This is a genomic window from Thioalkalivibrio paradoxus ARh 1 (genome assembly GCF_000227685.2).
GTDB classification, from domain to species: domain Bacteria; phylum Pseudomonadota; class Gammaproteobacteria; order Ectothiorhodospirales; family Ectothiorhodospiraceae; genus Thioalkalivibrio; species Thioalkalivibrio paradoxus.
Genome location: NZ_CP007029.1, coordinates 2,917,155 through 2,930,714, shown reverse-complemented (window position 1 = coordinate 2,930,714; position 13,560 = coordinate 2,917,155). Strand labels below are relative to the sequence as shown.

At 67.6% G+C, this 13,560-nt stretch carries 11 protein-coding genes and 1 pseudogene; 6 read left to right on the top strand and 6 right to left on the bottom strand.

Going from position 1 to position 13,560, the window contains the following annotated elements; genetic code table 11:
• Positions 1-28: 28 nt before the first annotated feature.
• Positions 29-1,231, top strand: coding sequence for an efflux RND transporter periplasmic adaptor subunit (locus THITH_RS13115; protein ID WP_006748893.1), 1,203 nt, complete (start codon positions 29-31; stop codon positions 1,229-1,231).
• 123 nt (positions 1,232-1,354) lie between these two features.
• On the opposite strand, the gene THITH_RS13110 is transcribed toward THITH_RS13115, so the two are convergent.
• From THITH_RS13110 to mobB, 4 genes are all read right to left on the bottom strand, one after another.
• A complete protein-coding gene (locus tag THITH_RS13110; RefSeq protein ID WP_006748892.1) occupies positions 1,355-3,316 on the bottom strand; it encodes an alpha-amylase family glycosyl hydrolase in 1,962 nt (653 codons plus the stop codon).
• Positions 3,317-3,545: 229 nt separating this feature from the next.
• Positions 3,546-4,067 (bottom strand): RDD family protein, encoded by a 522-nt coding sequence (locus THITH_RS13105; RefSeq protein ID WP_006748891.1) that lies wholly within the window; start codon positions 4,065-4,067, stop codon positions 3,546-3,548.
• A 58-nt stretch (positions 4,068-4,125) separates the two neighbouring features.
• Positions 4,126-5,349, bottom strand: a complete 1,224-nt coding sequence (moeA, locus tag THITH_RS13100) for a molybdopterin molybdotransferase MoeA (protein ID WP_006748890.1) — start codon at positions 5,347-5,349, stop codon at positions 4,126-4,128.
• A gap of 17 nt (positions 5,350-5,366) precedes the next feature.
• Positions 5,367-5,924 carry a molybdopterin-guanine dinucleotide biosynthesis protein B gene (gene mobB / locus THITH_RS13095; RefSeq protein ID WP_006748889.1) on the bottom strand — a complete coding sequence of 186 codons (558 nt, stop codon included), beginning with the start codon at positions 5,922-5,924 and terminating at the stop codon, positions 5,367-5,369.
• A 364-nt stretch (positions 5,925-6,288) separates the two neighbouring features.
• Between mobB and THITH_RS13090 the strand changes: the two genes are divergently transcribed.
• The 4 genes from THITH_RS13090 to THITH_RS13075 all read left to right on the top strand — a co-directional run bounded on the left by THITH_RS13090 (position 6,289) and on the right by THITH_RS13075 (position 10,379).
• On the top strand, positions 6,289-7,794 hold the full coding sequence (locus tag THITH_RS13090) for an NfeD family protein (protein WP_006748888.1): 1,506 nt from the start codon (positions 6,289-6,291) through the stop codon (positions 7,792-7,794).
• Between the two features lie 55 nt (positions 7,795-7,849).
• A complete protein-coding gene (locus THITH_RS13085) occupies positions 7,850-8,641 on the top strand; it encodes a slipin family protein (protein WP_006748887.1) in 792 nt (263 codons plus the stop codon).
• The gene (gene xerD, locus THITH_RS13080; RefSeq protein ID WP_006748886.1) at positions 8,583-9,578 is read left to right on the top strand and encodes a site-specific tyrosine recombinase XerD; all 996 of its coding nucleotides are present in this window, start codon (positions 8,583-8,585) and stop codon (positions 9,576-9,578) included. The genes THITH_RS13085 and xerD overlap by 59 nt, the downstream gene beginning before the upstream one ends.
• A 93-nt stretch (positions 9,579-9,671) precedes the next feature.
• Positions 9,672-10,379: a DsbC family protein gene (locus tag THITH_RS13075; protein WP_006748885.1), complete on the top strand. Its 708-nt coding sequence runs from the start codon at positions 9,672-9,674 to the stop codon at positions 10,377-10,379.
• 56 nt (positions 10,380-10,435) lie between these two features.
• On the opposite strand, the pseudogene THITH_RS19385 reads toward THITH_RS13075, so the two are convergent.
• Positions 10,436-10,622: pseudogene (locus THITH_RS19385) on the bottom strand (hypothetical protein).
• Positions 10,622-11,485: a thioredoxin gene (gene trxA, locus THITH_RS13070; RefSeq protein ID WP_006748884.1), complete on the bottom strand. Its 864-nt coding sequence runs from the start codon at positions 11,483-11,485 to the stop codon at positions 10,622-10,624. The pseudogene THITH_RS19385 and the gene trxA overlap by 1 nt, the downstream one beginning before the upstream one ends.
• Positions 11,486-11,650: 165 nt before the next feature.
• On the opposite strand from trxA, the gene parE reads away from it, so the two are divergent.
• Positions 11,651-13,531, top strand: coding sequence for a DNA topoisomerase IV subunit B (gene parE, locus THITH_RS13065; protein ID WP_006748883.1), 1,881 nt, complete (start codon positions 11,651-11,653; stop codon positions 13,529-13,531).
• Positions 13,532-13,560 lie beyond the last annotated feature (29 nt).

Below are 13,560 nucleotides of genomic sequence, written 5' to 3'. Positions count from 1 at the left end.
CGCGATGGGGCAGGAGGAGCGTGGCAAAATGAAATGGCGCAAGAAGATCCTCTGGGCACTGGTGTTGCTGGTGGCAGCCGGATTGCTCGCCTGGGCGCTGATGCCGGCACCGGTGCCGGTGAGTACCACGGAGGTGCGTTCCGGATCCTTCGTCGAGTCGGTCGAGGAGGAAGGGCGGACCCGCCTGCGCGACACCTTCACCGTGTCGGCGCCGATCGCAGGCTACCTGCAGCGGGTCGCGCTGGAGGCCGGGGATCCGGTGGATCTGGGGCAGGTCGTGTTCCGGATGGAACCGCTTCCGGCGCCGGCGCTCGATGCCCGCAGCCTCGAGCAGGCCCGCGAGAACTTGTCTGCCGCCCGGGCCCGATTCGAGACCGCGCGTGCGAACCTCGAGACCGAACAGGCCGAGGCCCAGTTTGCCGAGTCCGAGTTCCAGCGCTACCGGCAATTGCGCGAGCGGGAACTGGTGTCGGCCACGGAGATGGAACGGGCGCGCAGCGCGCGGGATCGCCAGCGGGCCGCGGCCCGGGCGGCCGAACATTCGGTCGAGGTCGCGCGTTCCGAGGTCGAGAGCGCGCGGGCGGTGCTCGACATCGCCAGCGGAACGCGGCCGGACGACGATCAGCCGCTGCTCGAGGTGCGCTCGCCGTCGGCGGGCGTGGTGCTCACGCGTCATCGCTGCTGCGAGGGCGCGATCCATGCCGGTGAGCCGGTGCTCGAGATCGGGGACCTCGCGGATCTCGAGATCCAGGTGGACTTGCTGTCGATGGACGCGGTGCGGGTGCGTTCGGGAATGCCGGTGCGGATCGGAGGCTGGGGCGGAGACGAGTTGCTGCACGGGCAAGTGCGGCGCGTGGAGCCGGCCGGTTTCACGCGGGTGTCCGCGCTGGGCGTCGACGAGCAGCGGGTACCGGTGATCGTCGATTTCGCCGACGTGCAGCAGGCGACCGAACGGCTGGGGGTGGGCTTTCGCGTCGACGCCGAGTTCGTGCTGTGGGAGGGAGAGGACGTGATCCAGGTGCCGACCAGCGCGTTGTTCCGGGTCGATGGCCAGTGGGCGGTGTTCGTGGTCGCGGAGGGACGTGCGCGGGAACGGCTGGTGCAGCCCGGGCGGCGCAGCGGGATGATCTCGCAGATCGTCGACGGCCTGAGTCCCGGCGAGGTCGTGGTCACGCATCCCGGTGACCGGGTGCGCGACGGCGTCCGCGTGCAACCGCAGACCAGCCGTTGATCGGGTGCGAGCGCGCATCCGGCCCACACGACCGGTGGGGCGAAAAAGGCCATGGTCCGCCGTGCGGCGTTCGCGCAGCCCCCGGATGGTTCCGGGGGCGTGGTTCGGCGTTCGACGCCCGTGTCAGCGCGCGTGGCCGAGCCAGTAGAAGCGATAGGGGGGGATTACCAGCCGGTCGTTGAACAGACGGGGGATTTCGCCGCTGTGTAGATCCTGCAAGGTGCCGCGCAGGTACAGGCTGCGGTAGCGGATCTGGTTCAGCTCCAGGTACTGGGGGTTCGCGTCGAAGTTCGCGACCACCAGCACCGCGCAGGACTGCTGCTGTTCCGGGTGCGTGCGCAGATACGCAAACAGGTGCGGATTCTCAAGATCGATCAGCTCGCGGTTGTTGAAATCCGCAAACGCGGGAATGCCCTTGCGCGCCGCGATCATCTTGCGGATGCCGTCGAAGACGCGCTGCTCGACGGTTCCGTGCTGGTGCCGGCGCTCGGCCTTCTCCCAGTCGATGCGCGGCCGGTTCATCCAGCGGCTGTCGCCGGCCTTGTTCGGGTCCTGGAGGTAGCTGTAGTCGCTGAGGGTGCCGATCTCGTCGCCGTAGTACAGCAGTGGAATGCCGCCGAAGGACATGATCATTCCGTGCAGCAGCAGGATGCGCTGAATCGCGCGGTCGATCGCCTTCTCGTCGCCGGCTTCGAGCGCGCTCTCGAGGCCGGCGAGCGACGCCAGCGAACCGGAGATGCGCGCATCGCCGGTTTTCTCGTTGCGGCCGAACGGCTGGCCGCGCGCGTCCGAACCCTCGTACTGTCCGGTGAAGTAGTCGACCAGGAACTTGCGGTGGGCGAAGGGCTCATAGCCGGCGGCGACGATGTCGCGGTCGTCGAACCCAAGCCCGATGTCGTCGTGGCAGCGTACGTAGTTCAGCCAGGTCGCGCGGTCGAGCTTGTTCGGCAAGCTCTTGATGCCGAAATTCAGCAGGCGCGCATTGCGCGTCGCCATCGCGTCCCAGAGCAGCGCCATGAAGGTCGCGTTGTACGCGATCTCGCATTCCTTCGCGATCACCGCGTCCTCGCCGAAGTACTTGATGATCTCGAGCGGTGCGACGATGGCCTCGGCGATGAACAGCACGCCGGGGGCGGTGACCTGGCAGCAGTCCTTCATCAGCTGCAGGATCAGGTGCGCCTCGCGCTCGTTCTGGCTGGTCGTGCCGATCTTCTTCCACAGGAAGGCGACTGCGTCGAGGCGCAGGATGTCCGCGCCCTGGTTCGCCCAGAACAGCAGCACGTCGAGCATCTCGATGAAGACGTCGGGGTTGCTGTAGTTCAGGTCCCACTGGAACGAGTTGAAGACCGTCATCACCCACTGGCCCATCTCCTCGTCGTAGGTGAAATTGCCGGGCGAGGTCTCCGGGAAGATCTCGGGCATGGTCTCCTCGAACATGTCCGGGATGTCGCGGTTCGGGAAGATGTAGTAGTAGTCCTGGTATTTCCTGTCGCCGGCGCGCGCCTTCTGCGCCCATTCGTGCTCGTCGGAGGTGTGGTTCACGACCACGTCCAGCGTCAGCAGCATGCCGCGCTTGCGCATCGACGCGGCCAGTTGCCGCAATTCTTCCAGGCTGCCCACGCGGGGATCGATCCGGCGGAAGTCGCTGACCGCATAGCCGCCGTCGCTGGCGTCCTCCGGGCAGAGCAGCATCGGCATGATGTGCAGCATGTTCACGCCGAGTTCCTGGAAGTAATGGACGCGGGAACAAAGGCCGTCGAGGTTGCCGGCGAAGCCGTCCGCGTACAGCGCCAGCGCGACCCATTCCTGACTCAGGAACCAGTTGTGGTTGTGCTCGCGTTCCTTGTCCTGGGTCTCGAGCTCGGTCGAGCGCTCGATGTAGCGGCTCGCCATCACCTCGACCAATTTGATCGACTTCTCCTTGAAGTCCTCGCGGGTGCCGTACAGCGAGTGAAACAGCGAGTGGATCGCGTAGAAGTTCGCGCCGAGCCGGGTGTAGAAATAGCGCAGATCCTGGCGCCGGATCTCCGGCTTCAGTTCGTCCAGGATCTCGTTCAGCAGCGAGTGGGAGACTTGTTCGTACATGGGATCCGTCGCAGACGTCGGGCACAGTGGGCCGGGAGCCGGCCGGCGCCCGGGGCATGCAGGCGCCCATCATCGACAACCGGGCGCAGGATCGCAAACCGCGCGGCGTCCGCTGCTCGGCAATGCGCAGGCAACCGCTGCCGGGCAGCGGAATCGATGCGCGTGGGCTGGCTGCGACGCGGCCGGGCGGGGTGCGGAGATCCGTTGCGGCCGTGGGCCGCGCCGAGCCTCAGCGCTGGCGCGGATGCGGCGGTGCCTGCCGCGAAATGCGCACCAACGCCGTTCCCGACAGCCAGTCGTGGAGCATCAGCCGGCGAGGGTGCAGCTGGCTGAGCCCGATGCCGATCAGCAGCAGCGCAGTGACCGCGATGCTGGCCACCGCGCCGTACTCGCGTGCCAGATATATCCCGAACAGCACGAGCAGCCACTGGGCCAGCGCGACCAGGTAGCGCAGCGTTGCCTTCCATGGGTGCACCGGGCCGCCTTCGTCGCCGCGCAGCTGCAGGTTCCAGGCCTGCATGCCGAGCGTCTGCCCGGTTCGGGTCCAGAACCAGACGAAAAAGGCCCAGGCCGCGACGAGCTGGGCGGCCAGCAGCACCGGGATCGGGACCGGGCCGGTGAGCGCGCCGATCGCCACGAACGACAGTCCGAGCACCAGCCACAAGGCGAGCACCAGAACGCCGTCGTAGACCATCGCGGCAAAGCGGCGCGGCAGTCCGATCGGATCCGAGGAGGCCGTGGCGTTGGTCATCGCGCGCGGTATGCCCAGTGCCGAGGCATCGCCGGAGCGGAGCCGTGCGTCGCCACGCTCAGAACACCGATTGGAACGGGATCACGTCCACCTGCTCGCCCGCCCGTGCACCCCGGCTCTCGCGGGACAGCACGATGTAGGCGTTGGCCAGGCTCATCGAGCGCAGCTGATGCGATCCCTGGCCGCCGGTGGAGCGCACTACCCATTCGCCGTCCCGCTGCTCCAGGATCCCGCGCTGGAAGTCGGCGCGACCGGGGTTCTTGCGCAGATCGTCGAGCAGGCGGGCACGCAGCGTCCATGGCGGTGCCGGTTCGGTCCCGCAGAGCCGGAGCAGTGCGGGGCGTACGAACAGCGAAAACGTCGCCATCACCGAAACCGGGTTGCCGGGAAGCCCCAGGAACAGCGCACGGCCGAAGCGGCCGAAGGCCAGCGGCCGTCCCGGCTTCATCGCGACTTTCCAGAATCCGACCTCGCCTTCGCGCTGCAGCAGGCGGGTTACGAAATCGGCATCGCCGACCGACACCCCGCCGGTGGTCAGGATCAGGTCCGCGCTCTCCCCGGCGCGGGTCAGGGCCGCGCGTACCGCGTCCTCGGTGTCTGCGATCACGCCCAGATCGTCGAAGTCCACTGGGTATCGGCTCAACAGCGCGCGCAGGGTGTGGCGGTTGCTGTCGTGGATCTGGCCTGGTTGCAGCGGCTGTCCGATCGGCACCAGCTCGTCACCGGTGGTGAACAAGGCCACCCGCGGGCGGCGCAGCACCGTAACCTCGCCGATGCCCTGGGAAGCCAGCAGCCCGATGTCGGCCGGGGTCAGCTGGCGGCCGGGGTCGAGGATCACGGTGCCGGCCCTGGTGTCTTCGCCCGGATGGCGGATGTTGGCACCCGCCTCGACATCGGCGGCCAGCGTGATGTGCTCCCCGGCCAGGGTCACGTGCTCCTGCATCACCACGGCGTCGGCACTGTCGGGGACCACCGCGCCAGTCAGGATGCGGATGCATTCGCCAGGAGCCAGTTTTCCATCCCATGGATGCCCGGCGGCCGATACGCCGGCCACCCTCAGGCGGCGACCGGCCTGGCCTGCGTGCGCGGCCAGCGCGTAGCCGTCCATCGCCGCGTTGCGCGCCGGCGGGACGTCGATGCGCGCGGTGACCGGTTCGGCCAGGACGCGGTCGAGCGCATCCGGCAACGCCGCTGCCTCGGATCCGGTGACCCGGTCAGCGGTTGCCAGGATCCGTTCCAGCGCCTGTTCGACGGTCAGTGCGTTCGGATCGGATTCGTCCATGCAGGTCTCCTTCACAGTCAGGGCGCGGGCGGCTTCGCGAGGCCGGGCAATTGGAAGCGCGCGCCGATGAAGGCGGCGATCTCCCGGACTTCGCCGAGCGCCAGCACCGGGATGCCTTGGGGCACGGCTTCAGGCTGGTCGGTCGCCACTGCGATGATGTTGGGATCACCGGTGCACAGCAGCGGTTTGCCCAGCGCGGGGCGGTGGATTTCGACCTTCGGGATCGGTTCGCGTTTGAAGCCTTCGACCAGGATCAGGTCGGCGCGGCGCCGGTCGATCCGCGCCACCAGCTCGCCCAGCGCCGGGTCGCTCTCCCGGTCCGGGGGCGTTTCGACCATCAGCGCCCAGCGGCGGCTGGACGCGACCAGCATCTGCGAGGCGCCGGCCTGGCGCAGTACGTAGCTATCCTTGCCCGGATGGTCGATGTCGAAGTCGTGGTGGGCATGCTTGATCATCGCGATTTCGAGACCGCTGGCGCGCAGCACCGGCAGCAGCCGGGTGAGCAGCGTCGTCTTCCCGGCGCCGCTCCAGGCGGCAAAGCCGAGCAGGGGGATGGGGCGCTCTTCAGGGTCCATAATTCTTCCGCGGTCCGATGAATGGGGACTCCGGGAGAGTCCCGGGACCGGAGAATACCCGAGCGCCGTGGCGATGGCATCCGTGCGGCCGCGGCGACCGGTGGCCGGGCGTTCGGTGGGCGCTCCGCGCGGGAAGGGAAACCCCCGGTTCCGGTCACGGTCCACAGCAGTGTTACGGCGGATCGCGACATGTTGGACCTGCGGCCGCAGAGGCTCGATAGCGTGTAGGATGAGGGGGCGGCCATGCCAGAGGTGCCAGCCCGTTTCCGTTCCGCCGATGCGGTGGCCCTGGCTGCCGGCCCGGCTCAGGCCGCCGAACCACCCGCCGTTGCCGGTTTCATTCGTGACGTTCAGGATTTCGACCATGCGCGTGCTGAAAAGAAGGACCCCGATTCTCCGCTGGATCCTCTGGGCGGCCTGCCTGGTGTTTGCGGCCGGCTGGTTGCTCGCGGCTTCGGGGGACGAGGAGGAACGCCCGCAGGCGCTGCTGCTGACCGTGGCGGACGCGATCGGTCCTGCGACCGGGGATTACATCATCCGCGGCATTGCACGGGCCGAGCGGGAAGGCGCCGAGCTGATGGTGCTGCAACTCGATACCCCCGGCGGGCTCGATTCCTCGATGCGCGACATCGTCAAGGCGATGTTGGCCTCTGACGTGCCGGTCGTGACCTACGTGCACCCGGCCGGCGCCCGCGCCGCGAGTGCCGGCACCTATATGCTGTACGGATCCCACGTCGCGGCGATGACGCCGGCCACCAACCTGGGTTCGGCGACGCCGGTGCAGATGGGCGGCGGGGGGTTCCCGGGCATGGACGACGGCGGCAGCCGGCCGTCGCGCGGCGATGACCGCGGCAACGGGAACGACGACGCAACGAACGGCGACGATGCGCAGGAGACCGACGCCAACGGCGCGGAGGCGAACGACGACGAGGTCGAAGAGGAAAAACCGCGCCGCGGCGACACCGCGATGGAGCGCAAGGTGATCGAGGATGCGGTCGCCTATATCCGGGGGCTCGCCGAGCGCTTCGACCGCAACGCCGACTGGGCCGAACTCACGGTGCGCGAAGGGGTGAACCTGACCGCGCGCGAGGCTCTGGAAGAGAACGTGATCGATTTCGTCGCCGACAATCTCGACGATCTGCTGGAGCAGATCCATGGGCACAGCGTCCGCATGCCTTGGGGCGAGCGCGTCCTGAATACCGAGAACATCGAGGTGATCACGGTCGATCCCGACTGGCGCACCAACCTGCTGGCGGTGATCACCAGCCCGAACATCGCCTACATCCTGATGCTGATCGGCATCTATGGGATCATTTTCGAACTCTCGAACCCAGGGTCGATCTACCCCGGGGTAATCGGCGCGATTTCGCTGGTGCTGGCGTTCTATGCATTGCAGGTGATGCCGGTAAACTATGCGGGGCTCGCACTGATTCTGCTGGGCCTGATCTTCATGGTCGCCGAGGCGTTTCTGCCGAGTTTCGGGGTGCTCGGCATCGGCGGCATCATCGCATTCATTACGGGGTCCATCATCTTGTGGGACGATCCAAACCTGAACATTTCGTTGCCGCTGGTGGTCGGGACGGCGCTGGTCGTCGCCGTGTTCTCGATCTGGGTGCTCGGGCGTCTGTTCCGCCTGCGCCGGGTCAAGCCGACGATCGGCCAGGATCACATGGTCGGCATGGTCGGCGAGGCGCGCGAGGACTTCGACCGTAGCGGCCAGGTGTTCGTGCATAGCGAGCTGTGGACCGCCGAAACCACCGCGCCGGTGGAACGGGGGCAGAGGGTCCGCGTCGTTGCCGTCGACGGAATGCGGCTGAAGGTCGAGCCGGTTGCCGAGGAGTCCGCCGGTGCCGCGCGTCCGGCGTCCTGACAGCGCGCGCCCAGAACAACGCAGATAGAACAACCCAAGTGAAGGAGTACACGCAATGACCGGTGCATATCTGTTCCCGTTGGTGGTCGTCGTCGCGCTGATCGCGATGTCGATCAAGGTGCTACGCGAGTACGAGCGTGGCGTGGTGTTCTTTCTGGGGCGCTTCCAGTCAGTGAAGGGTCCCGGTCTGATCATCATCATCCCGGGCATCCAGCAGATGGTGAAGGTGGACCTTCGCATCATTACGCTCGACGTGCCCAGCCAGGACGTGATCTCCCAGGACAACGTCACGGTGCGGGTGAATGCGGTGCTCTACTTCCGCGTGGTCGACTCGGCCAAGTCGGTGATCCAGGTCGAGGATTATTTCGCTGCCACCAGCCAGCTGGCGCAGACGACGCTGCGCTCGGTGCTCGGTAAACACGATCTCGACGAGATGCTCTCCGAGCGAGACAAGCTCAATAGCGATATTCAGGAGATTCTCGATGCCCAGACCGACTCCTGGGGCATCAAGGTCACCAACGTCGAGATCAAGCACGTGGACCTGAACGAGTCGATGATTCGCGCGATCGCGCGGCAGGCCGAGGCCGAGCGCGAGCGGCGCGCGAAGGTCATCCACGCCGAGGGCGAACTGCAGGCGGCCGAGAAGCTGTCCCAGGCGGCCGACATCATCAGCCAGAGTCCGGCGGCGCTGCAGCTGCGCTACCTGCAGACCATGGCCGACATGTCCAACGCAGGCCAGAGCAACACCATCTTCTTCCCGCTGCCGATGGAACTGACCAAGGTCTTCGATGCCGTCGCCGCGAAGTTCGGGGCCCATGGCACCGCAGCCGGTGCCGCGAAGGACTGAGGCCGCCCAGGCGGAACCGGGGGCGGGGCCCGATGCCGGGTCCTCGCACCCGGATCCGGTCCTCGACCGTTTCCTGGAGGAACTCTGGGCGGTCGAGGGACTGGCACATCTAACCCTCGAAGCGTACCGCCGCGACCTGACCGCGCTGGCCCGGTGGCTGCAACCCCGCGGGGTGGGGCTGGCTGACGCGAGTCGCGCGGATCTGCTCGACTTCCTCGGCTCGCGCATGCGCGCGGGTGCGCGGCCGCGCTCGGTTGCGCGCTGGCTGTCGAGTCTGCGCCGCTTCTATCGCTTTCTCGCTGCCGCCGGCCTGCGCCGTGACGACCCGACTGCCCATATCGATGCGCCGCGTCTTGGGCGGCCGTTGCCCGGTAGTGTTTCCGAGATCCAGGTCGAGGCCCTGCTGGCAGCGCCCGATCCGGAGGATCCGCTGGGCCTGCGCGACCGCGCGATGCTCGAACTCTTGTATGCGACAGGGCTGCGCGTGTCCGAGCTCGTCACGCTGGAACAATCGCAGGTGAATCCCAGGCAGGGTGTGCTCCGCGTCACCGGCAAGGGGTCGCGCGAACGGCTGGTGCCATTGGGCGAGGTCGCCGGAGACTGGCTGGCGGAGTACCTGGCGCGAGGCCGCCCGGCACTGATGCAGGGCCATCCGCCCGCCGAGGCGGTGTTCGTGACGCGGCGCGGCCGGGCCATGACCCGGCAGGCGTTCTGGTACCGCATCAAGGCCTACGCAGCGGCAGCCGGGATCACCGCTGAGTTGTCGCCCCACACGCTGCGCCATGCGTTCGCGACGCATCTGCTCGATCATGGCGCCGACCTGCGCGTGGTGCAGATGCTGCTCGGTCACAGCAGCCTGTCGACGACGCAGATCTACACGCATGTTGCCCGCGCGCGCCTGCAGGCTCTGCACGCGCGTCACCATCCGCGCGGCTGACACGCGATGCAACTACGCGCGACCCCGCAGGTCGAAGCGCGCGTTGGCAGTGGTACACTGCCGCCCGTTTTCTTCAAACCGACGAGAGCCCCGATGCTACGACCCCGCAGATTCCTGATCCCGCTGTTGACCCTGCTGATCGCGGCCCCGGCAGCCGCCAGCGACGCGATCGAGCAACGCCTGGCCGAGGTGGTGCCGACGGTCGCGCCCGACGCGATCGAGCCCACCGCCATCCCGGGCCTGTTCGAGGTGCGCTACGGCGCGGACGTGTTCTACGTATCCGAGGATGGCCGGTACCTGCTCCAGGGCAGCCTGATCGACCTGGAAACGCGGAAGAACCTGACCGAGGAGACGCGCCAGCAGGCGCGTGCCGACGTCTTTTCCGAGATCCCCGATTCCGAACTCACGGTCTACGTGCCCGAGCGCGAAGTGCGGCACGTGATGAACGTGTTTACCGACCCCAACTGCCCGTACTGCCGGCGCCAGCACCAGGAGATGCAGACATACCTGGATGCCGGGGTGAAGGTCCGCTACTTCATGTTCCCCGTGCTGGGGCGCGAGTCCCCCGACGTGATGCGCAACATCTGGTGCGCGGACGACCGCAACGCCGCGATGGATCTCGCGAAGGAAGGCAAACCGGTTCCCGAGGCACATTGCGACACGCCCGCCGACGAACATCTGGCGCTGGGCCGGGAACTGGGGATCAGCGGAACCCCGGCAACCATCACCGACAGTGGACACCAGATCTCCGGGTACCGGCCGGCGATCGAGATCATCCAGACGCTGAACAGCGCGCAGTAGGCACCCCGGGGCGCCGTTTGCCGGGGCCATAAGCCCCGGCAACGGTGCCCGCTGCATCAGGCGTAGGGCGGAAGAGGCCGAAGGCCGTCATCCGCCATTCCCACGCCGGGGTTGCCGCAGGCGCCGGGGAGGCGCGAACGCCGAGCGGCGGATGACGCTGCGCTTTTCCGCCCTACGGGTCGCCCGGGGCACGAGACAGGCCGTGACTTGCACGCTAAGCCCCGGCAACGGTGCCCGCTGCATCAATACAGCAGCGAGACCATCCGGCGCCGGTACTGGCCGACCAGTTCATGCCGCGGCCCGAGCACCTCGAACGCTGCGAGCAGACCTTTCTGCCCCGCGTTGTCGTTGTAGCTCCGGTGGCGCTGCATCAGTTTCAGGTACAGGTCCATTGCCTCCTGGCTGCGCCCTGCCACCATGTAGGCAGCGGCCAGCCGCTCCAGCGCCTCGGGGTCGTCGCCGTGCTCGCGCAGCTGCTGCTCGAGCGTGGTCAAGTCGGTGCCGTTCGCGGTCTTTGCGAACACCAGCCGGGCTCGCAGCTGTTTCACCGCATCCTGTTCATGCACGTCCATCGGCAGCAGATTCAGCTGCTGTTCGGCGCCCTGTGCATCACCCGCCTGCAACAGCGCCTGTGCGAGGTCGATCTTCAGCTCGTGATGCTCCGGGTCGCTAGCCACCGCGGCGCGCAGGTCTGCCACCGCGCCGGCGACATCGCCTGAGTCGAGCCGGGCCAGTGCCTGTTCGCGGGTCCGGTCGGACGGGCGCTCGAGGTACTTTTCGATGATCGCGCGGATCGCGGATTCGGGGTGCACGCCCATGAACTGGTCGACCGGCTTGCCGTTGCGGAAGCACATCACCGTGGGCAGGCTGCGCACGCCGAACTGGCTGGCGAGGCCTTGCTGCTCGTCGCTGTTCACCTTCGCCAGGCGGAATTTGCCCGCGTATTCGTCGACCAGCTTGGCCAGAACGGGCATCAGCATCTGACAGGGGCTGCACCAGTCGGCCCAGAAATCGACCAGTACCGGGCGCCGGAAGGACTCCTCGATCACCGCCTGCTGGAAGTCGCCGGCGGTGACGTCGAGCAGGTCGTTCGTTGCTTCTACCATGAAAAACTCCGGAATTCTGAATGGGTGCAAATCGGCAATGCTGCACATTGTCGGGCCGGATGCCCTGAATTCAAGCGTGCGGGGGCGGCGGGAAGAAGGAATCGTGCGCCGATTTGCCGCGCCGCACTACACTACGGCCTGCCGAACGCCACAGGAAGTCCGCCGGTGAGTTATTCCGCATCCGACATCGAAGTACTCGAAGGCCTCGACCCGGTGCGCAAGCGCCCGGGCATGTACACCGACACCTCGCGGCCGAACCACCTGGCGCAGGAGGTGATCGACAACTCGGTGGACGAGGCCATCAGCGGCCATGCCCAGTGCATCGACGTGGTGCTGCATCACGATGGGTCGCTGTCGGTGACCGACGACGGCCGCGGGATGCCGGTCGATCAGCACCCCCGCGAGAAAAGGCCCGGGGTCGAGGTCATCCTCGGGCGGCTGCATGCGGGGGGCAAGTTCTCCGACAAGAACTACCAGTACTCGGGCGGGCTGCACGGCGTCGGGGTATCGGTGGTGAACGCGCTGTCCCGGCACCTGGAGGTCTGGATCCGGCGCGATGGTAAGGAATACAACATGGCCTTCGCCGGCGGTCACAAGGTGTCGGATCTGGAGGCGGTGGGCGAGGTCCCCCGGCGCAGCACCGGGACGCGCCTGCAGTTCTGGCCCGATCCGCGCTATTTCGACAGCCCGAAGTTCTCGGTACCCCGGCTCAAGCATGTGCTGCGCGCGAAGGCCGTGCTCTGTCCGGGCCTTGCGGTGAGCTTCCAGGATGAGGTGACCGGCGAGCAGGTCCGCTGGTGCTACGCCGATGGCCTGAAGGACTACCTCGTCGAGGCGCTGCAGGGTCTGGAACGGCTGCCCGACGAGCCGTTCATGGGCGCGGTTGCCGGAGAACGCGAGGGTGTCGACTGGGCGGTGCTGTGGCTCCCCGAAGGCGGCGAGGGGCTGGCCGAGAGCTACGTGAACCTGATCCCGACCCCGCAGGGCGGAACGCATGTGAACGGGCTGCGCACCGGCCTCACCGAGGCGGTGCGCGAGTTCTGCGAGTTTCGCAATCTGCTGCCGCGGGGCGTGAAGCTCGCGCCGGACGACGTCTGGGAACGGGTCGCCTACGTGGTGTCGTTCAAGATGCAGGATCCCCAGTTCGCCGGCCAGACCAAGGAGCGGCTGGGGTCGCGCGAGGCGGCGCCGTTCGTCGCCGGCGTGGTGAAGGACGGCTTCAGCCTGTGGCTGAACCGGCATCCCTCGGTCGGTGAGCGCATCGCGGAACTGGCGATCCAGAACGCCCAGCGCCGTCAGCGGGCGGGGCGCAAGGTGGTGCGCAAGAAGCTGACTCAGGGGCCGACGCTCCCGGGCAAGTTGGCCGACTGCGCGAGCCAGGATCTGTCGCGCACCGAGCTGTTTCTGGTCGAGGGCGATTCGGCCGGCGGCTCGGCGAAGCAGGCCCGCGACCGCGAGTTTCAGGCGATCATGCCGCTGCGGGGCAAGATCCTGAACGCCTGGGAGGTGGATCCGGACCAGGTGCTGGGCTCGCAGGAGATCCACGACATCAGCGTGGCGATCGGCGTGGATCCGGGCCGGACGGAACTCAACGGGCTGCGCTACGGCAAGGTGTGCATCCTCGCCGACGCCGATTCCGACGGCGCCCATATCGCGACGCTGCTGTGTGCGTTGTTCGTTCGCCACTTCCGGCCGCTGGTCGAGGGCGGGCATGTATACGTCGCGATGCCGCCGCTGTTTCGCGTCGATGTCGGCAAGGAGGTGTTCTACGCGCTCGACGATGCCGAGCGTCAGGGCATCCTGGACCGGATCGCCGCCGAGAAGCGTCGCGGCAAGGTGACCGTGACCCGCTTCAAGGGGCTCGGCGAGATGAACCCGCTGCAGCTGCGCGAGACCACGATGAACCCCGACACCCGCCGGCTGGTGCGCCTGACGCTGGATCCCGGCGACGATACCGCGGGGCTGCTCGACATGCTGCTCGCCCGCAAGCGCGCGCCCGACCGCAAGCGTTGGCTGGAGGGGAAGGGGCACCTGGCCGAGGTCTGACGCCTGGACGGAGCGCCGCCGGCGCGCGG